This is a genomic window from Pedobacter jamesrossensis (genome assembly GCF_042650905.1).
Taxonomy (GTDB): domain Bacteria; phylum Bacteroidota; class Bacteroidia; order Sphingobacteriales; family Sphingobacteriaceae; genus Pedobacter; species Pedobacter jamesrossensis.
Genome location: NZ_JBHSBY010000133.1, coordinates 1 through 19,567 on the forward strand (window position 1 = coordinate 1; position 19,567 = coordinate 19,567).

A 19,567-nucleotide genomic window follows, 5' to 3' on the forward strand; every position below is an offset into this window, starting at 1 on the left:
GAAAAAGCAGCTTAATATCCATTTTTTAGCGGAATCTAAAGTAATGCTTCTCAAAAAAAATAATCTGACAATAAAAAAACCTCTAGTATACTATTGCAATTCCAGACTACCCGGGTTTGCAAAACACTTTTCAGAAATTTCTTGGCAGGTATTACGGTCATCCTCATGCATAGTGATATAATAAGGCTGGCCAATAAAGTTTTGATGAATATAAGAGAAGTAATTCGCGTAGTGGGGATTTACGTAGGTGTAGTTTCCATTCATTCCACAAGTAATAATGTAGAAATACTCAGAGGATTCAAGAAGTTTCTTAGTGTTTTCTATCTGTTGCATACGAAATATGGCCGTAAATGACAATTGACACTGAGCAGCCGATAGACCTATATTTGTACAACATTGTTCCTGGCAAATATAAATTTAAAAGAGCTAATGAAATAATTGTCAAAATTAAAAATATTATTTAGAGTTTTACCGATGCCGTAAGACCAAAGTATGTCTTCTGCCTTGTTTATTTAACATATACGACCAGTAATTGTTTAATTTAATTCAAAGAACTTGGATTAAATTAAAAAGATTTGTTTATCAATTTCCATCTTAGGTCGTTAGCAACAAACCCGCTCACACATCCCCAAATTTTGTTTAAACTTCAAATTCCCCCTTCAAACGTTGCCGTATCAAAAAAGATATCCGGGCTGTATTATTGATAACAAATTAGTTGCTTAGTTAACCAGGTTTGGGTTCTAAACAAGGAAAATCTATCAGTGAAATACCTTAAAAGGCGTATTTAGAATAATTACAAATAAAATAAATCTATCATTTTTAATTCAAAATTTTCCAACTATATTGGCCACAATTGTTTTAACAATACAAAATATCAACCCTTCGTATGACTAAGAATATATTTATAGCTTCAGCAGAACCCTACACCGGAAAGTCGGTAATTGCTTTCGGAATGATCAATATGTTACTGACAAAAACAAAAAAAGTTGGTTATTTCAAACCAATTATTGCACAAGACGATCCGAATGAAAAGGATCAACACGTTGAAGCTATGCTCGATTATTTCTCTCTTCCTGTTAAGTATGAAGATGCTTTTGCATTTACAAGGCAAGATATGCTTCATCAAGCAGAAAATAGCGGCGAGATAATTAATACAATTATCAGTAAATACAAAAAACTAGAGGACAACTACGATTTTACAGTTATCGAAGGAAGCGATTTTTTAGGTGAAGGCATGGCGTTTGAATTCGAATCAAACGCTTTAATGGCAAAAAACCTCGGGGCACCTGTTTTAATCGTTGTTTCTGGTAAAAATAAATCAGCAAGTCAGCTTTTTAAAACGGCCATTAATATCTATCGCAACTTTTTATTAAGGGATGTACAGGTTTTAGGTGTTGTGGCCAATATGGTAAATCCTGAAGAGGCAGACCGCATTAAACAAGCTTTAACGAACCAACTCCCACCTGAATTACTGATTTCAGTAATACCGATAGAAAACGGTCTTCAAAGCCCTACAATGAAAGAAATTACTGCGGCACTTGATGCAGAAGTTCTTTTTGGAGCAGACTTAATGGATAACCAGGTAGATAATTTTGTAACCGGAGCTATGATGCTGCCTAATTTTCTACGTCATATTAAAGATAATCTTCTTATTGTTACACCTGGCGACCGTGGCGATATCATAATAGGTTCTCTACAGGCAAATCTCTCTGCAAACTACCCAAAAGTGGCGGGAATTGTGTTAACGGCAGGTAGCTTACCCGACGAACCTATGATTAGGCTTATTGAAGGTCTTCAAACTATTATTCCAATTGTTTCAGTTCAGAAAGGAACTTTCGAAACAACCACTGCAATTGGAGCTATCCATTCAAAAATAACCATTGATAATAAAAAGAAAATTGCATTAGCAATTGAGTTATTTGAAAAGTATGTCGATTTAAAAGCTTTGGATGATAAAATCATCACCTTTAGTTACCAAGGCATAACACCTCACATGTTTCAATATCAATTAGTTAAATGGGCAAAAAGTGAGAAAAAGCATATTGTTTTACCAGAAGGTAACGACGAGCGAATTTTAAAGGCTGTAGAAAAATTAATAACTCAAGATATTGTAAATATCACTTTGCTGGGCGACCCAATCGAAATCGGAACATCAATAAAACGTTTGGGGCTGAATTTAGATGTAAATTCCATAAATATCCATAACCCGGCACTTTCAGAAAAATATGATAATTATGTTGAAACTTTATACGAGTTACGCAAGGCTAAAAATGTAAATATGGAAATGGCAAGAGATATGATGACTGATGTATCTTATTTCGGAACTATGATGGTTTATAAAGGTGATGCAGACGGAATGGTTTCTGGAGCCGTTCATACTACCCAGCATACCATCAGACCTGCTTTACAATTCGTAAAAACCAAACCTGGAGTTTCAGTTGTATCTTCTATATTTTTTATGTGTTTGCCAGAGCGAGTTGCCATATTTGGCGATTGTGCTGTCAATCCAAACCCAACGGCTCAACAACTTGCAGAAATTGCAATTTCATCGGCTGAAAGCAGTTCAAAGTTTGGCATAGAACCTAGAATAGCAATGTTATCTTACTCTTCAGGTACATCGGGCGAGGGTGAAGATGTAGAGCGAGTTAGAGAAGCGACTGCAATTGTAAAAGCCAGGCATCCTGAACTTAAAATCGAAGGTCCAATTCAATATGATGCAGCGGTTGATCCTTTAGTTGGGAAACAAAAACTACCCGGTTCGGAAGTTGCAGGAAGAGCGAGTGTATTAATTTTCCCGGATTTAAACACTGGAAACAATACGTACAAAGCAGTGCAAAGAGAAACTGGTGCACTTGCCATAGGCCCAATGCTTCAAGGGTTAAATAAACCGATTAACGATTTAAGTAGAGGCTGTACTGTCGACGATATTTTCAATACAGTAGTCATAACCGCAATTCAATGTCAAGATATTAAATAATTTATGAATATTTTAGTTATCAATTCAGGAAGCAGTTCAATTAAATATCAACTCTTTAAAATGCCTTTACAGCAACCTGTTTGTAGTGGATTAGTTGAAAGAATAGGTATTGAAGGATCATTTATCAAGCATACAGTATACCCAAATGGAGAAAAATATACTTTAGAAAAAGATGCTTTTATTTCTAATCATGGCGAAGGATTAAAACAAGTTTTAGCGCTTCTTTCTGAAGGCGAACATGCCATTATTGCAAAACCTGAAGATATTGTTGCAGTTGGGCATCGCGTTGTGCATGGAGGCGAACATTTTGCTGGGGCAACTTTGATTAATGATGAAGTTAAACAGCAGATTAAAAAGTTGTTTTCTTTAGCGCCTCTTCATAATCCAGTTAATTATAAATGTATTGAAGTAGCAGAACAAACATTCTTTGCTGCAAAACAAGTCGCGGTTTTTGATACTGCTTTCCATCAATCCATCCCACAGCAAGCCTATAGATATGCAATTCCGGAATGGTATTACAAAGAACACGGAATCAGAGTTTATGGTTTCCACGGAACAAGCCATAAATATGTTAGCGAGCAAGCTATTAAATGGCTCGGCAAATCAGAATCTAAAATAATTAGTGTTCATCTAGGAAATGGTTGCAGTATTACGGCTATAAAAAATGGCAAATCGATAGATACAAGCATGGGTTTTGGTCCTTTAAGTGGTTTAATGATGGGCACACGTTCAGGCGACATAGATCCATCGGTTATTTTTCATTTAATGGAACATTCGGGTTATACTTTAGAGCAGCTTAGCACTTTACTAAACAAACAATCTGGTTTACTTGGCGTTGGTGGTTCAAGCGACATGCGGGATATTAGAAAATTAGTAAATGAAGGCAATGAAGCTGCTAAACTCGCTTTAGAACTTTACGCCTACAGAATTAAAAAATTTATAGGTTCTTACGCTGCAGTTTTAAATGGAATAGATGCTGTTATTTTTACAGCAGGTGTTGGTGAAAACGATTTAGATATGAGGGCTGCTGTTTGCGATGAATTAAGTTACTTAGGAATACAATTAGACCTCAATAAAAACAGAAATTACAAGAGTCAGTTAACAGAAATTAGTCAAACGAATTCTAAAGTCAAGGTATTAGTTGTTCCAACTAATGAAGAATACGAAATTGCAAACCAATGCTTTAACTTACTTAATTAAAATTTTTAGTTTAAGTAATTCTTTTGAGAAAGAAAATGTGTAACATTTAAATGGAAATCCGTGACATATTTTTTTTTTACATATTATTGGGTTAATTAAACCCTCATTTAGAAAAACACTATTAACCTAAAATGCTAAAACTTTCACTAAGCGTTATTTATTCAATCATTATAATTTCAGGCTTAACAAGCCTTTTTAGTAATAAAAAAAGAATTAATCCTCCAGCTTCCGAACTAACAATTTCAACCTTTTCGGGGCCTGATGTTACTCCAAGCCCTGCGTGTTTAGCGGTTGCTCCAACTGGTGAGGTATTTGTCGGCGTAGATATGATAGGCTCATTAGGAAAAGACCCTGGCAAAGGTCGTATCCTTAAGCTTATTGATGAAAACAATGATGGCAAAATGGATAAACATATCGAATTTGCAATGGTCGATAATCCACGAGGCATCATTGTTCAAGAAAATAAAGTATTTGTTCTTCATACAACATTTTCAAAACAAAGCGGTCTTGCAACAGGAATGGATTTAGTTCTTTTTGAAGATAATGATGGTGATGGCAAAGCAGACGGTCCATCAAAACCATTAATAGAAAACTTAAGCAACGCAAAATATATTAGAGAACGTGGAACAGACCACGCAACTAATGGCATAAGAATGGGCATTGATGGTTGGATTTATATATCTGTTGGTGATTTTGGCTTTCATGATGCTGTAGATCGTTCTGGTAAAAAACTAACCATGTTAGGTGGAGGCATATTACGTGTACGCCCTGATGGAACCGAAATGGAAGTGTTTACACACGGAACACGAAATGTTTATGATGTTGCTATCGATCCTTACATGAATGTTTTCACCAGGGAAAATACAAATGATGGGGGTGGCTGGAATGTTCGATTCTCACATCATATTCAAACCGGAGAATACGGCTATCCTGTTTTATTTCAACATTTTACTGATGAAATCATTCCCGCACTTGCAGATTTAGGTGGCGGTTCTGGCACCGGAGCTTTATTTATGAATGAACCAACTTGGCCAGAAAAATACAACAATGTACCAATGATGGCTGATTGGGGAAGAAGTATGCTTTACATTCATAGAGTTAATCCTGATGGTGCAACATTTACTCAAAAAGATGAAGAATTTCTTAAAATAGCTCAAATTACAGATTTAGATGTTGATGGTTCTGGAAGATTATATTTATCTGCCTGGGATGGAGCAGGGTATTCTGGTAGTCCAAATAAAGGCTATGTAATTAGAGCTGTACCCAATAACTGGACATATAAGTCTTTTCCAAATATAAAAAAGGAATCGATTAAGGAATTAGCAATTATGCTAGAATCAAATAGTGCGGTTGCTCGTTTAAGCGCTTCCCAAGAATTATTACTTCGTGGAAGCAGACAGGCTATTTCTACAACACTAAAAATAGCAAACGATACAACTTCACCGCTTTACGCAAGAGTTGCTGCCATATTTACTTATGCACAATTAACCAAAGAGAATGGAATAGCCGAATTAGTAAAACTCACAAAAGATAAAGCTGTTCAGGAATTTGCGTTAAAAGCTTTGGTAGATCGTAAATCACAAATAGATAAAGTTCCATTAGAACCGTTTTTAGAAGGCTTGAACAATGGTGATTCACGAGTTCAATCGGCCGCTATTATTGGTTTAAATAGATTAGAAAGAAGAGAAGCTATTTCTACACTGCTGCGAATTAAGGTATCGTCAAATTTTGCTGAGCCAGCAAAAAACACAGAAGGTGCACATGCTACACCAAACGCTGCAATTATTTTACCACACTTAGCTGTAAAAGCTTTAGTAAGCCTGCAAGCTACTGATGCTTGCCTGGCCGCAATAGAAACAGAAAATTCTGATTTGGCTTTATGGGCATTACGATATATGCATAACGAAAAAGCCGTTAATGGTTTAATGGCGCATTATTCTAAAACGAAAAGTGAGAAACTGAAAAAACAAATATTAACAACTTTAGCTCGTCTTTACAAAAAGGAGGCTGCTTATGATGCTTCTTGGTGGTGGGGAACCAGACCAGATTCTCACGGTCCTTATTTTAAAGCAATTAGCTGGGAATCCTCTCCTATTATTGAGAAATTTTTAGTTTCAGAATCAGTTAAACCTAAAGGATTTGGAAAGCAGTTTTTTGCCGATTTAAGTGAAAGAAACAGATTAGATATTCCCTCATTTGCCATTGAAGAAAAACTTTCAGCTAGCGAAGAACCAAAAATTGATTTGGAAAAAATAAAAAACACCAAAGGTCAGGTTGGAAAATCATCAATAGAAGATGTTCTGCTGGCCATAAATAAATTACCTGGCGATGCTTTGAAGGGAAGAAATATATTTAATAATCAAGGCTGTATTGCTTGTCATAGTTTAAACAGAAGTGAGAAAATGAAAGGTCCGTTTATGGGGCAAATTGGGTCTATTATGAATCGTGAACAAATTGCAGAATCTATCCTTAAACCAGATGCCTCAATTTCTCAAGGATTTGCTTCTGTAATGATAACTGCAAAGGGAGATAAAACTTATATGGGTTTTATAACCGAAGAAACGGCTGTCAAAATAGTTATCAGAAATATTGCAGGTGAAGTATTTACAATTAAAACCAGCGATATTTTGTCTCGAAAAGAAATGGAAAATTCTATGATGCCAGCAGGTTTGGCTAATTCATTATCTTACGAAGAATTGGCTTCACTAGTCACTTTCCTATCTCAACAGAAAAAATAAGTAAAACCCAATTTTAAACAAAAAGGAGGCAATAAATTACCTCCTTTTTGTTTAAAATACTCGAATGTTAAGCATTTTCAGGTTTCCCTGCTCTGCTTTTATCTATCTGAGCATTTATCCTTTTTAGTACATTATCAATATCAAATGGCTTGCTGATATAATCATCTGCGAAGGCATCGATTGCTTTTTGCTCGCTATTATTTTGTGCTGACATTACAATAATTGGAATGTGTTTAGTAAACATATCCGTTTTCAAATCCTGGCAAATTTCAGCACCGTTCCCATCAGGTAGCATTACGTCAAGCAAAAATAAGTCTGGCATTGCATCCTTAATATTTTTTTTTAATTCCGAAAATGATGATGATAATTGAAGCTCAAATCCTTCTTCTTTCAGTAGAATTTCAATCACGTTTCTTATTTCCTGATCGTCTTCTAAAATGTGTATTCGTTTTTTAGACATTTCAAATTATAGTTTTGGTTTAATTATAAAGATATTCTCACTATACAATAGTAACACTAACACCTAAACCTTCTAAATGTTTTACAATTTGCTCAGAAATTCCTTTATCCGTTATAATGTGATCAATTTCTTCTAAACCACATATTTTACCAAAGCCTCGTTTACCGAATTTAGTAGAATCTGCTAGCACGATTATTTTCTGAGAAGCACTAATCATTTTACGATTTAATTGAGCTTCCATAGCATTAGTTGTAGTTAAACCGAAGTCTAAATCAATTCCATCAACACCTAAAAATAACTTGTTAAAATAAAAGTCCTGCAGAACTTGTTCTGCATAATTACCCATAACAGATGAAGAACTTTTTCTTAATAAACCGCCGAGTTGAATAACCTCTATACTCGGCTCCCTCATTAACTCTAACGCTACATTTAAAGCAGATGTTACAACAGTTAAGTTAATTGCAGACTGAATATTTTTAGCAAAATACAACACAGTTGTTCCCGATGCAATTACAATCGAATCGTTATCGTTTAATAATTCTACTGCTGCTGCACCTATTTTATTTTTTTCTGATGATTGAATTTTTTCTTTTTCATTCACAGGCCTATCAACCGTGTAAGGATTATTCATTGTAGCACCACCATGTGTTCTAAAAAGCAGGCTTTTATCTTCGAGCAGTTTTAAATCCTTTCTAATAGTAACAGATGAAACTTTCAATTCCTTACATAGATCAACAACATTTATGTATTGATCCCTTTGTAAACGGCTTAAAATTAACTGGTGTCTTTCGGCTAGATTCATCATAATATGTGCACATGTTTTTGCAGAGCGACAAAATAAGCAATTTGCTAAATCATTTGGAGAAATTAAATAATAATTTTTTAACGCTGATATTATATTATTTCGATTACTATTAACTATACTTGCGTATTGTTTCGTTTTATTGTTTTTTGTTTTAAATGAAGAGAAATCACAACCCTATAATTTCTGAAAATATAATTTGGGATATCATCATTATTGGTGGTGGCGCTACTGGCTTAGGTACAGCGCTAGATGCTGCCAGTCGCGGCTTTAAAACTTTATTGGTAGAACAGTCTGATTTTGCAAAAGGAACATCGAGCAGAAGTACAAAACTAGTTCATGGAGGTGTTCGTTATTTAGCACAAGGTGATATTGGATTGGTTAAACATGCCTTACAAGAACGCGGACTTCTACAGCAAAATGCCGCTCACTTAGTTAATAAAGAAGAATTTATTATACCTTGCTATAGTTGGTTTTCAGTAATTAAATACTTAACAGGTTTAACATTATACGATTGGCTTGCAGGCAAATATAGCTTCGGAAAATCTAAGTTTTTATCAAAAGACGAAACGCTTTCGGTAATACCCGAAATTAAAGCTAAAGGATTAAAAGGTTCGATTAGATATTTTGATGGAAAATTTGATGATGCAAGACTTGCAATTAATATTGCTCAAACTGCTATTGAAAATGGAGCCACGCTACTAAACTATACAAAAGTTATTTCTTTAAAAAAAAATGGGCAAACCATTACAGGAATTGAAACAGAAGATATATTAACAGCTAAAAAATCAATCTTTAAGGGAAAAGTTGTGATTAACGCTACCGGAGTTTTTGTTGATGATATTTTGAAAATGAACAACCCCAACTCTAAGAATATGGTTCGTCCTAGTCAGGGTGTGCATTTAGTTTTAGATAGAAAATTTCTAAATAGTGAATCGGCATTAATGATTCCAAAAACGTCTGACGGAAGGGTTTTATTTGCAGTTCCATGGCATAAACATTTATTAGTTGGTACAACTGATACGCCTTTAAACGAGCATAGTTTAGAACCAAGAGCTTTAAAAGAAGAGGTTGATTTTATTTTAGCAACAGCCTCAGCTTATTTTAATCATAAACCTACCGAGAAAGATATTTTAAGTGTATTTTCTGGATTGAGGCCACTCGCCGCTCCTACCAAAACGGGTAGTAATAGTACGAAAGAAATAAGTCGCGACCATAAATTAATTGTATCGGCAAAAGGGTTAATTACAATTACAGGTGGCAAGTGGACAACTTATCGCCGAATGGCTGAAGAAACAGTTGATTTAGCCATTATTGAAGCAAACCTTCCGAATAAAAACTGTGTAACCAAAAACCTAAAAATACACGGCTGCAGCGATTTCAGAGATGATAATTATTTAGATATCTATGGAACAGACAAAGTTAAAATCGAAGCTTTAATTAAAGAAAATCCTGAATTAAGCAAAAAACTTCACCAAGATTTTCCGTACACCGAAGCTGAAGTTGTTTGGGCAATCAGATACGAAATGGCCGAAACTGTGGAAGATATATTGAGTAGAAGATTACGCATTTTATTTATTGATGCAAGAGCAGCAATGGAAATGAGCGAAAGAGTTGCTTCGATATTAGCAAAAGAGTTACACACAGATAATGAGTGGAAAAATAACCAGGTCGAAATTTTTAATAAATTGGCTTCGGGTTATATATATCAATCTACAAACAATAAAGAAGCGGCTTTAGCCAAATAATACCTAACCAAATTTTTAATATTATGAGCAAGTTTATCCTGTCGCTCGATCAAGGAACCACAAGTTCGAGGGCAATTATATTTAACCACGATGGTGAAATTGTAGCCATTGCGCAGAGAGAATTTACGCAAATTTATCCTCATGCTGGCTGGGTTGAGCATGACCCTATGGAGATATGGACAACACAATTATCTGTTGCTGCAGAAGTTATCGTTAAAGCTGGTTTATCCGCCAGAGATATAAATTCTATCGGTATCACTAATCAACGAGAAACAACTGTTGTTTGGGATAAAGAAACCGGAATACCCGTTTACAATGCAATAGTTTGGCAAGATAGAAGAACATCAGCCTATTGCGATGAAATCAAGGCTAAAGGTTTAGCAAAAAATATCCAGGAAAAGACAGGTTTAATTATCGATTCATATTTCTCGGCAACAAAAGCAAAATGGATTTTAGATAATGTTGATGGAGCAAGAGAAAAGGCAGAAGCTGGTAAATTGGCTTTCGGAACTATTGATAGTTGGTTAATATGGAAATTAACGGCTGGCAAAACTCACGTAACAGATGTTACAAATGCATCGAGAACAATGATTTATAACATCCATACTTTAGAATGGGATAATGAACTGTTGGATTTATTTGGCATTCCAAAACAAATGCTGCCCGAGGTAAAATCGTCGAGCGAGGTTTATGGAGAAACTGCCGGAAATATTTTAGCGGCAAAAATGCCTATTGCAGGCATTGCAGGCGATCAGCAATCTGCGTTATTCGGACAAATGTGTATAGAGCCGGGAATGGTAAAAAACACTTATGGAACCGGCTGTTTTATGTTGATGAACATAGGAAAAGAGCCTAAAATGTCATCAAACAATCTGCTAACAACCATAGCATGGAAAATTAATGGCGAAGTTTGTTATGCACTAGAAGGTAGTATTTTTATTGGTGGTGCAGTTGTGCAATGGTTAAGAGATGAGATGGGCTTCATTTCGAAATCGGCTGATGTAGAAACACTTGCTAAAAAAGTTCCAGATACCCAGGGTGTTTATGTTGTGCCAGCATTTGCAGGTTTAGGCGCTCCTCACTGGGATCAACATGCCCGTGGAACAATTACGGGCTTAACTCGCGGAACAAACAAATCGCATATAGCCAGAGCTGCATTAGAAAGTATAGCTTACCAAACTATGGATGTTTTAAAAGCTATGGAAGCCGATGCAGATGTAAGTATTGCCGAATTACGTGTTGATGGTGGCGCTACTGCAAATAATTTATTAATGCAATTTCAAGCCGATTTACTAAAATGTAAAGTTATAAGACCAGAGGTTACCGAAGTTACAGCCATCGGTGCTGCTTACCTTGCTGGTTTAGCAACTGGGTTTTGGGGTAGTATTGATGAAATTCGTTCTCAATGGAAGATTAACAAAACATTTTCTGCACCAGAGGGAATAGATAACACTGAAAGAATCAAAGGTTGGAATAGAGCTGTACGTGCGGCACGAGTTTGCGCTGAAGATTAACGATAAAAATATTGATATGAATGCATATTTAGCAGAATTTGTAGGCACAGCGCTTATGATTTTATTGGGTAACGGTGTAGTTGCCAATGTGGTATTAAAAGATACAAAAGGTAACAATAGTGGCTGGATAGTTATTACAACGGCTTGGGCACTTGCTGTTTTTGTTGGGGTGGTTGTTGCAGGACCATATAGTGGTGCGCATTTAAACCCAGTTGTAACACTAGGTTTGGCTATAGGAAAAGGATTTGATTGGGCTAAAGTGCCTTTTTACATTATTGCTCAAATTAGTGGTGCAATGTTTGGCGCTTTATTAGTTTGGATAACTTATAAGGACCATTTCGATGCGACTGATGAAAAAGGTTTAAAAGCAGCACCATTTGCCACAGCACCAGCCATAAGAAACAAATTTTCTAATCTCTTCTCCGAAATTATTGGAACTTTCGTTTTAATATTCGTAATCTTTTATTTAACAGATGCCACTTTGGGCACAAAAGAAGTAACACCGATCGGTTTAGGTTCTATTGGTGCAATTCCTGTAGCATTTCTAGTTTGGGTTATTGGTCTTGCTTTAGGTGGAACTACAGGCTATGCGATAAATCCGGCAAGAGATTTAGGTCCAAGAATTATTCATAGTTTAATCCCGATGAAAGGCAAAGGTGATAGCGATTGGTCTTATGCCTGGATTCCCATTGTTGGCCCAATCATTGGTTCTACACTGGCTGCATTGTTATTTATTGCATTAAGCAGCAAATAATCGTCTTTTTTTTGCGATAAAAATGCTTTAATGTCAAGCTAACCTAATTTTTACCATCTAATTTTATAAGTTGAAACCAATAATCAATACCTTTGTTTCTTAAATGATTCATTCATGTTTGAGCGCATGTTTGGGTTTAGATATGGGATAGGCTTTAATTAGTCTATCCCCTTTTTATTTTTCCTGACATCAAATCACAACTTCGTTTTCTATTAGCCCCATGCTAATGCATTTAAAGCTCCATTTAATTATCCGTTTTTTCTGCTAGCGCTGGTGCGTTATTGCTTTCCTTATATGCAATCCCAAATTATCAGCACAGCATCGATAATATTTATTCAAAAATAAAATGTGACCACTTTAGATAATTAAAATCTAAGTTCGCAGATTAAATCCTGTACTTTTTTTTACTAATGTGAAGAATAAATTCAGGCACAATAAATAAAAAAACACTAGTTTTATTAAAACAACCCATTATAAATAAGCGTGCCTCATTGAAAAGAGGCTGGAAAGTGAAAGATTATAACAACATTAAACTCTAAATTAATGGTTAAAATACTTATCGCAGACGATCATTCGATGATGATAAATGGCTTGAAGCTTATTTTAGCTGCTCGACCAGATTTTAACGTATTTGCAACGGCTAATAATGGCTTAGAGGCTATAGAACTGATTAAAAAAGACAAACCTGATGTTGTATTGCTTGACATTAACATGCCTTTATTAAACGGTTATCAAACATTACAAATAATCAAGACTGATTTTCCGGAAATAAAAGTTATCATTTTATCGATGTCTGCAGATAGAAAAACTGTGCTACGTATGCTAGAGGCGGGTGCAAATTCTTATCTATTTAAAAATACTGATGATATAACATTATTTAATGCTATTGATGAGGTTTCTAAAGGAAAATACTACGTAACCAATGAAATACAAGCGGTGCTAGAAGAATTTATAAATGAGCGTAAAGATTACTCAAAAAAAAGCAACCATAAAATACTATCTACCAGAGAAATAGAAATAGTTAAACTTATAACTGAGGGTAATACTAACTCCGAAATTGCCGACATACTATTTCTAAGCATTAGAACAGTTGATACCCATCGGAAAAACATTTTAAATAAACTTGGACTAAATAACACTGCTACATTAGTTAAATACGTAATTGAAAATAAAATCTTTTTAGGAATAGATTAATGAAGTGTTTAAATATTATTTTTTATAAAGAGGCAGTATCAAAATTGATTTTGAAGTACTGTTAGCAGAATAATATTTTGAGCGGTCGTCATTCTCGTGAAAACGAGAATCGTAAAAAGATAGAAAGGTTAAAAATAAACACCAGCTAAAGCATTAAGATGCCCAGTCAAGCTGAGCATGACGCCCCCATACGTCATTCCCGTGAAAAAGGGAATCGTAAAGCAATAGAAAGGTTGTGAAATAAATACCTATTAAAGTCTTAAGACGTCCAGTCAAGCTGAGGGGGTAATTTATTTCATAAAAATCAATATAAGTGACATTAACTGTAAGTAAACTAAGGGAATGAATGATTATGTTCTGTGAAGACACAGAACATGGAGCAACTTAGATTTTCTTAGATGCCTTACATGGTTTACATGGTTTAAAACATCAGTTTATATAACGTCAATAGTAGAATACCAAAAGCCAGAGATAATAATCCTCAATATTATGTTGCCCAGTGGCAACTAAATTTAAAACATATTAACATTGGTGCAAAACTTTTGTAATGTATATGTTGTTCTATTGCTGATTTTTGGAAACAACCAAATATTATTTAGACCTCTTTATTATGAAATCTATTGTAACAGATGCAGAATACAAACAAATTATTCGCCGTATAGCCTCACTTTCTTCTCTTTCGGTTTATAAAAATTCAGATTTTGAAGAATTAAAATCATTAAGCCGTTTAGCTATGGATTATGAAACTCGTCGTTATGATTTTAGTTTATCGTATAATCAGACACCACAAAATTTCTTAGCTAAACAGCTTTAATTTAAGAAATCAGAAAGTAGTTTTTCTACTTAATTTATTGCTCGTTAATACAACAAATAATAAAGCTGTTGATAAGAAAGCGCCCTGAATTATTAGTGCTCTCTGTTTTCTTTTAATTCCTTTATAAAAATTATAAAGTGCAATTCCACCTAGCCCTGCAAGTTCTATATTTTTATTTAAGTTAGATTCAGAATTGTTTTTGTGTGTAAAGCCAGCCCTCATTAAGCTGTTCACAAGACTTAAATTTTTCTCAATTGCTTTCTTGGTTCTGTATTTACTTGCGTTTACACCAGCAGCATTACCTACAAGCTGTATACCTTGTATTATTAATTTATTTTTGATACTTTGATTTGTATTCTTTTTAACCATAATCTTTTCTTTAATGTACTATTTCAACACTAAAAAAAAATTAAGGTTTTTATTAATCGAAAATAGAATGTTTATTTACTTATGAGGCAAATAATTCATCACTTACTAACAACAATGTAATTTGGATCGTCAATTATATTAACTTCAATAACTGCTTCGGCATTTTTTAATAAAGTTCTACAGTCTGCACTTAAACCTCTCAAAAACAATTGCTTTCCAGCTTCTGCATATCTTGTAGTTAATTTATCCAACGCATCAATTCCACTCATATCGGCAACTCTGCTTTCAGAAAAATCGATTACAACTTCATTCGGATCATTCGCTACATCAAATTTATCGTTAAAGGCAGAAACTGATGCGAAAAATAATGGACCAAAAATTTCATAATGTTTTACCCCATTAGCATCAACATATTTTTTAGCTCTTATTCGCTTTGCGCTTTCCCAAGAAAATACTAAGGCAGATATAATAACACCAACTAAGACAGCAAGAGCAAGATTATGAAGAAAAATGGTAATCAAAGCGACTAAAACTCCAATAACGATATCTTGCTTCGGCATTTTATTTATAATTCTAAAACTTACCCATTCAAATGTTCCGATGGCAACCATAATCATAACACCAGTTAATGCAGCCATTGGTACACGCTCAATTATAGGTGCGCCAAAAAGAATAATTAAAAGAATGGTTAGCGACGCAATTATACCCGACAAACGAGCTCTAGAACCAGCAGAAAGATTTACTAGAGTTTGGGCAATCATTGGACAGCCGCCCATTCCAAAGAAAAAGCCATTTGCAATATTTGCAGTTCCTTGCGCAATACATTCCCTGTTACTATTCCCTTTTGTAGCTGTAATTTCGTCAACAAGATTAAGCGTTAATAAACCTTCTGTTAACCCCACCCCTGCCATTATAAGCGCATACGGGAAAATAATTTTTAAAGTTTCAAATTCGAAAGGAATTTTAGGAATATGAAAGGGAGGAAACCCACCACTTACCGAAGCAATATCTTTTACGGTTTTAGTATCGATATTAAAACCTAAAACAAGAAGAAATACCACAATTATGGCCACCAAAGATGGTGGAATGGCTTTAGTTATTTTCGGCAAAAAAGCAACGATTAAGATGGTTAATAAAACCAAGCCACCCATTATATACAATGCACTTCCAGAGAGCCAAACAAGTTGTCCGTTTACAATCGTTTTAAATTGCGATAACTGAGCCATAAATATGATTACAGCAAGGCCGTTAACAAAACCGTACATAACCGGCTGAGGAACCAATCTTATAAACTTTCCTAACTTAAAAAGTCCGACGATGATTTGAATTAATCCAGCTAAAATTACAGCAGCAAAAACATAATCAATGCCGTTCGATTTCATCAAGGAGATTAACACAATTACGGTTGCCCCTGCTCCACCCGAAATTAATCCAGGTCTACCACCAAAAATGGACGTAATTAAACCCATTATAAATGCGGCATACAAGCCAACCAATGGAGGGAAGCCAGCAAGAATAGCAAATGACAAAGATTCTGGCATCATTGTCATCGCTACAGTAAATCCGGCAAGTATCTCGTTTTTATAATTGACCTTTTGCTTAAAGTCGAATAGGTTTAGGTACGATTTCATATTTCGTACAAAGGTAAATTTGATTCTGAGTTTTTAAAATTTTATCCAATTTTACATACAACCACTAACTAAATAAACCTGCGAAAAGCTTGTTTGAATGTAATTTAGCATTGTGATTGTAAATATGCGATGTACTCATAATCTCGTTAACCCCATATTTGGACACAAAAGCTTGTAAATTTCCTTTAATAGTTTCGGCGCTACCAATAAACGAATAATACAACATTTGTTCTACAGCTTCTTTTTCAAGCTGATCCCAATACGAGTTTATATCTTGAACAGGTGGTTTTAACATTTCTCTTCTGCCAGTAATCACACCTAAAAACATTCTTTTAACAGAGCTTGATAATAATTCTGCTTCCTCATCTGTATCTGCAGCCACCACATTTACACAGGCCATAACATAAGGCTCTTTCAAAAATTCTGATGGCTTAAAATTATTCCGATAAATAGAAATGGCTTGCTCAAAATAAGCTGGAGCGAAATGACTTGCAAATGCATAAGGCAAACCCTTTTCGGCGGCTAATCTTGCGCTATCTGTACTCGAACCTAAAATCCAGATTGGAATATCTAGGCCTTCGCCAGGAATGGCACGTATCTTAGCGCCATAATTATCAGCAGAAAATAGCTGATGTAGTTGCTCTACATCTCTGGGAAAACTATGGGCAGAATTAAAATTTTCGCCTCTTATTGCCATAGCTGTTACCTGGTCGGTTCCTGGCGCTCTACCTAATCCCAGATCGATACGATTTGGATAAAGAGACGCCAACGTACCAAATTGCTCTGCAACAATAAGCGGTGCATGGTTTGGCAGCATAATACCGCCAGAGCCTACACGAATTCTTTTTGTACCCCCGGCTACAAAACCAATTAGTATTGCAGTTGCCGAGCTAGCAACACCCGCCATATTGTGATGTTCTGCAAACCAATAACGATTATAGCCCAATTCTTCTGATTGTTGAGCAATTTCTAAACTCGTTTTAAAAGTATCGGCAGCGGTATAACCATCTAAAACGGTTGCAAGATCGAGAACGGAATATGGTATATTTTTTAACGAATTGTTGTTCATATTTTTCAGGAATTTTATCTGATGAACAAAAATATCTTTTAAAAACCCAAAATTAAGGTTGTACAATTACAAATGACCTTGAGAAAACACTTCTTATTTAGGTTTTACCCTAAACAAACATACCGCTCAATAAAACTCTTCCTACTTATCATTTCCAAATACGCGTAATCGCCTGATAGCTGTTTTCTAGTTCTCATTTGATAAAGAAAATGACCACCCAAATCGACGAATATCGGTGCCTTTGTTTCGTACCAAACTGCGTGAGGCTGTTTCCAGCAGAAATGATAGAAATTTGAGGTAATAGCAACACCTTTTATCTCAGGATGAAAAAAGTTTAAAACTGTAGGTTTGATAAAATCACTTAAAACTTCTGATTTCCTAACCATTGATAAATGGTCGCTGTTGCAGAATTCGTAATTGGCTAACTTTGGGTCGTTTGGATGTGGAAGGTTTTTCAAGAGACGGAAACCTTTAAACTTTTTTCCGTTTACTATCCAAACCAATTTCGGGTAAAATGCCTCTCTGCTTCGCATTTCCGCTAAAGTAATTGGCGAATTTTGAAATTCTATTGCTGTGCCACAAGGCGTAAAAACATCAGCTCTGTGCAATTCGCCTGTTGTTTCGCAACAAAAACTTTTTTCTCTATAATTTTCTGGAAAGGCTTTTTTCCAATTGCGGTGCTACGGACTTTCTTTGTAATATTTTTCGGGTACCCAAAGTGGAGGTAAATTTACTACTGCTTCAGCAGAAAAATCAATGATATTTTGTTCTTTACCACTATTCATTTCCTTTAAAAATGTTCACCACATTAGTTTTCCATTTTATGTAACCAAGGTTACCACAAGTATACGCGACAAAATTCTCTACTTCCTCTGGCACATCATTTACCACTCGAAACCGAATGGTGTATTTCGGATTATAACTTATATAAACAACCAAATCATCTTTACGCTGACCAATAGATAACATAGATTGCAAGTGTATATCTTGTAATTCTGCAGCAGCTTGTTTTAATCGCTCGTTCATTATTCTGGCCAACGAAACATCGGGAACAAAATCAGTTTCTGTAATAGCAAGTACGGTAACTGTCATAAAGTATCTTCAATTAATTCTTAATCATTCAACATAAATGATATAATTCCTGTTGAAACAACGGCAAAACTATACTAATATTTTTAGTAAACAAATATTAACGAAAGAATTTTACAAGCCTATGGATAATGTACTGAATTATAGTAAAATAAAATTTAATGTCATTAGTCGAAGATTATGATTTTGTAACACTTAACAAAGTCAAGATATTCTGATTAAGATTTATGCCATTAATAAATCAAAAACTTATCTTAGCATCAATTAATTCCTATGAAAATAATATTCAAAACAGCCTTAATAATAATTGGTTTAACCATTACAAGTTTCCATGTCTTTTCTCAAAAAGTTATCGAACCGAATGATACACCAGCCGAATGGTCGAAAAGTTACAAGCCTTTCTGCATCGCCGGTAATTTATATTATGTGGGCACTTACGATCTTGCCTGTTACCTAATCACTACGAACAAAGGAAATATTTTAATCAATACGGGTTTGGCTAACTCCTTATCTATAATCAATAATAATATTAAAGCACTTGGTTTTAAAGTGAGCGATACAAAAATACTGCTTACCACGCAAGCGCACTACGACCATATGGGCGCTATGGCTGATTTTCAAAAATTAACAAATGCAACTGTAATGATGGATAAAAAAGATGTTAAAGTTGCCGAAGACGGTGGTCGTTCTGATTATGCACTTGGTGGAAATCATAGCAGTTACAAACCTGTAAAAGTAAACCGCTTATTAAACGATGGTGATATGATCACCCTTGGAAATATGAAGTTGAAAATGCTTCATCACCCAGGACACACAAAAGGTTCTTGCAGTTATTTATTTGAAGTAAAAGATAAGAACAAAGTATATAAAGTATTAATAGCCAATTTACCAAGCATAGTTACTGATAAAAAATTCTCTGATATTCCTGAATACCCTCAAATAGAAAATGATTACAGAAATACGCTTAAAAAAATGAAAGCATTGTCGTTTGATATTTGGTTGGCTTCACATGCGAGCCAATTTAATCTTCATACTAAACATAAAGAAAATACGCCCTACAATCCAAAAGCTTTCATAGATAGAAAGGGGTATGATGAATCACTAAATAAATTATCACTTGAGTTTTCTAAGAAAATTCAAGATAAATAGTTGGTTTATCATTTTACAAATAGCTGTTATTCATCAGCAGGAATAGTTTTAAATTTGTT

At 34.8% G+C, this 19,567-nt stretch carries 16 protein-coding genes; 9 read left to right on the forward strand and 7 right to left on the reverse strand.

Going from position 1 to position 19,567, the window contains the following annotated elements; translation table 11 throughout:
- The first annotated feature begins 886 nt into the window (after positions 1 to 886).
- The 3 genes from pta to ACFOUY_RS15105 all read left to right on the forward strand — a co-directional run bounded on the left by pta (position 887) and on the right by ACFOUY_RS15105 (position 6,915).
- On the forward strand, positions 887 to 2,977 hold the full coding sequence (gene pta, locus ACFOUY_RS15095; protein WP_378961774.1) for a phosphate acetyltransferase: 2,091 nt from the start codon (positions 887 to 889) through the stop codon (positions 2,975 to 2,977).
- A 3-nt stretch (positions 2,978 to 2,980) separates the two neighbouring features.
- Complete coding sequence (locus ACFOUY_RS15100; protein WP_378961776.1) at positions 2,981 to 4,177, forward strand: acetate/propionate family kinase; 1,197 nt, start codon at positions 2,981 to 2,983, stop codon at positions 4,175 to 4,177.
- A gap of 131 nt (positions 4,178 to 4,308) precedes the next feature.
- Positions 4,309 to 6,915 (forward strand): DUF7133 domain-containing protein, encoded by a 2,607-nt coding sequence (locus ACFOUY_RS15105; protein ID WP_378961779.1) that lies wholly within the window; start codon positions 4,309 to 4,311, stop codon positions 6,913 to 6,915.
- 67 nt (positions 6,916 to 6,982) lie between these two features.
- Here the strand turns inward: ACFOUY_RS15105 and ACFOUY_RS15110 are convergent, their stop codons facing one another.
- Both ACFOUY_RS15110 and ACFOUY_RS15115 read right to left on the reverse strand, forming a co-directional pair.
- Positions 6,983 to 7,375: a response regulator transcription factor gene (locus ACFOUY_RS15110; protein WP_378961781.1), complete on the reverse strand. Its 393-nt coding sequence runs from the start codon at positions 7,373 to 7,375 to the stop codon at positions 6,983 to 6,985.
- Positions 7,376 to 7,415: 40 nt separating this feature from the next.
- The gene (locus ACFOUY_RS15115; RefSeq protein ID WP_378961783.1) at positions 7,416 to 8,180 is read right to left on the reverse strand and encodes a DeoR/GlpR family DNA-binding transcription regulator; all 765 of its coding nucleotides are present in this window, start codon (positions 8,178 to 8,180) and stop codon (positions 7,416 to 7,418) included.
- Between the two features lie 155 nt (positions 8,181 to 8,335).
- Here ACFOUY_RS15115 and ACFOUY_RS15120 point away from each other — a divergent pair, with 155 nt between their 5' ends.
- From ACFOUY_RS15120 to ACFOUY_RS15140, 5 genes are all read left to right on the forward strand, one after another.
- Positions 8,336 to 9,925, forward strand: coding sequence for a glycerol-3-phosphate dehydrogenase/oxidase (locus ACFOUY_RS15120; protein ID WP_378961784.1), 1,590 nt, complete (start codon positions 8,336 to 8,338; stop codon positions 9,923 to 9,925).
- A 23-nt stretch (positions 9,926 to 9,948) separates the two neighbouring features.
- The gene (gene glpK / locus ACFOUY_RS15125; RefSeq protein ID WP_378961786.1) at positions 9,949 to 11,439 is read left to right on the forward strand and encodes a glycerol kinase GlpK; all 1,491 of its coding nucleotides are present in this window, start codon (positions 9,949 to 9,951) and stop codon (positions 11,437 to 11,439) included.
- A 16-nt stretch (positions 11,440 to 11,455) separates the two neighbouring features.
- Complete coding sequence (locus ACFOUY_RS15130) at positions 11,456 to 12,193, forward strand: MIP/aquaporin family protein (protein ID WP_378961787.1); 738 nt, start codon at positions 11,456 to 11,458, stop codon at positions 12,191 to 12,193.
- A gap of 543 nt (positions 12,194 to 12,736) precedes the next feature.
- Positions 12,737 to 13,387, forward strand: coding sequence for a response regulator (locus tag ACFOUY_RS15135; RefSeq protein ID WP_378961788.1), 651 nt, complete (start codon positions 12,737 to 12,739; stop codon positions 13,385 to 13,387).
- 610 nt (positions 13,388 to 13,997) lie between these two features.
- Complete coding sequence (locus ACFOUY_RS15140) at positions 13,998 to 14,201, forward strand: hypothetical protein (RefSeq protein WP_378961790.1); 204 nt, start codon at positions 13,998 to 14,000, stop codon at positions 14,199 to 14,201.
- A 9-nt stretch (positions 14,202 to 14,210) separates the two neighbouring features.
- On the opposite strand, the gene ACFOUY_RS15145 is transcribed toward ACFOUY_RS15140, so the two are convergent.
- The 5 genes from ACFOUY_RS15145 to ACFOUY_RS15165 all read right to left on the reverse strand — a co-directional run bounded on the left by ACFOUY_RS15145 (position 14,211) and on the right by ACFOUY_RS15165 (position 18,362).
- The gene (locus ACFOUY_RS15145) at positions 14,211 to 14,570 is read right to left on the reverse strand and encodes a hypothetical protein (protein ID WP_378961792.1); all 360 of its coding nucleotides are present in this window, start codon (positions 14,568 to 14,570) and stop codon (positions 14,211 to 14,213) included.
- Between the two features lie 98 nt (positions 14,571 to 14,668).
- A complete protein-coding gene (locus ACFOUY_RS15150; protein WP_378961794.1) occupies positions 14,669 to 16,201 on the reverse strand; it encodes a SulP family inorganic anion transporter in 1,533 nt (510 codons plus the stop codon).
- 64 nt (positions 16,202 to 16,265) lie between these two features.
- On the reverse strand, positions 16,266 to 17,270 hold the full coding sequence (locus ACFOUY_RS15155; protein ID WP_378961795.1) for an LLM class flavin-dependent oxidoreductase: 1,005 nt from the start codon (positions 17,268 to 17,270) through the stop codon (positions 16,266 to 16,268).
- A gap of 104 nt (positions 17,271 to 17,374) precedes the next feature.
- The gene (locus tag ACFOUY_RS15160; protein WP_378961798.1) at positions 17,375 to 17,878 is read right to left on the reverse strand and encodes a competence protein CoiA family protein; all 504 of its coding nucleotides are present in this window, start codon (positions 17,876 to 17,878) and stop codon (positions 17,375 to 17,377) included.
- 169 nt (positions 17,879 to 18,047) lie between these two features.
- Positions 18,048 to 18,362, reverse strand: coding sequence for a hypothetical protein (locus ACFOUY_RS15165; protein WP_378961800.1), 315 nt, complete (start codon positions 18,360 to 18,362; stop codon positions 18,048 to 18,050).
- 279 nt (positions 18,363 to 18,641) lie between these two features.
- On the opposite strand from ACFOUY_RS15165, the gene bla reads away from it, so the two are divergent.
- Positions 18,642 to 19,508 (forward strand): subclass B3 metallo-beta-lactamase, encoded by an 867-nt coding sequence (gene bla / locus ACFOUY_RS15170; RefSeq protein WP_452431754.1) that lies wholly within the window; start codon positions 18,642 to 18,644, stop codon positions 19,506 to 19,508.
- Positions 19,509 to 19,567 lie beyond the last annotated feature (59 nt).

Coding starts and splice junctions, on each gene's coding strand:
- pta (WP_378961774.1), top strand. CDS start 887: ATGACTAAGAATATATTTATAGCTTCAGCAGAACCCTACACCGGAAAG.
- ACFOUY_RS15100 (WP_378961776.1), top strand. CDS start 2,981: ATGAATATTTTAGTTATCAATTCAGGAAGCAGTTCAATTAAATATCAA.
- ACFOUY_RS15105 (WP_378961779.1), top strand. CDS start 4,309: ATGCTAAAACTTTCACTAAGCGTTATTTATTCAATCATTATAATTTCA.
- ACFOUY_RS15110 (WP_378961781.1), bottom strand. CDS start 7,375: ATGTCTAAAAAACGAATACACATTTTAGAAGACGATCAGGAAATAAGA.
- ACFOUY_RS15115 (WP_378961783.1), bottom strand. CDS start 8,180: ATGATGAATCTAGCCGAAAGACACCAGTTAATTTTAAGCCGTTTACAA.
- ACFOUY_RS15120 (WP_378961784.1), top strand. CDS start 8,336: ATGAAGAGAAATCACAACCCTATAATTTCTGAAAATATAATTTGGGAT.
- glpK (WP_378961786.1), top strand. CDS start 9,949: ATGAGCAAGTTTATCCTGTCGCTCGATCAAGGAACCACAAGTTCGAGG.
- ACFOUY_RS15130 (WP_378961787.1), top strand. CDS start 11,456: ATGAATGCATATTTAGCAGAATTTGTAGGCACAGCGCTTATGATTTTA.
- ACFOUY_RS15135 (WP_378961788.1), top strand. CDS start 12,737: ATGGTTAAAATACTTATCGCAGACGATCATTCGATGATGATAAATGGC.
- ACFOUY_RS15140 (WP_378961790.1), top strand. CDS start 13,998: ATGAAATCTATTGTAACAGATGCAGAATACAAACAAATTATTCGCCGT.
- ACFOUY_RS15145 (WP_378961792.1), bottom strand. CDS start 14,570: ATGGTTAAAAAGAATACAAATCAAAGTATCAAAAATAAATTAATAATA.
- ACFOUY_RS15150 (WP_378961794.1), bottom strand. CDS start 16,201: ATGAAATCGTACCTAAACCTATTCGACTTTAAGCAAAAGGTCAATTAT.
- ACFOUY_RS15155 (WP_378961795.1), bottom strand. CDS start 17,270: ATGAACAACAATTCGTTAAAAAATATACCATATTCCGTTCTCGATCTT.
- ACFOUY_RS15165 (WP_378961800.1), bottom strand. CDS start 18,362: ATGACAGTTACCGTACTTGCTATTACAGAAACTGATTTTGTTCCCGAT.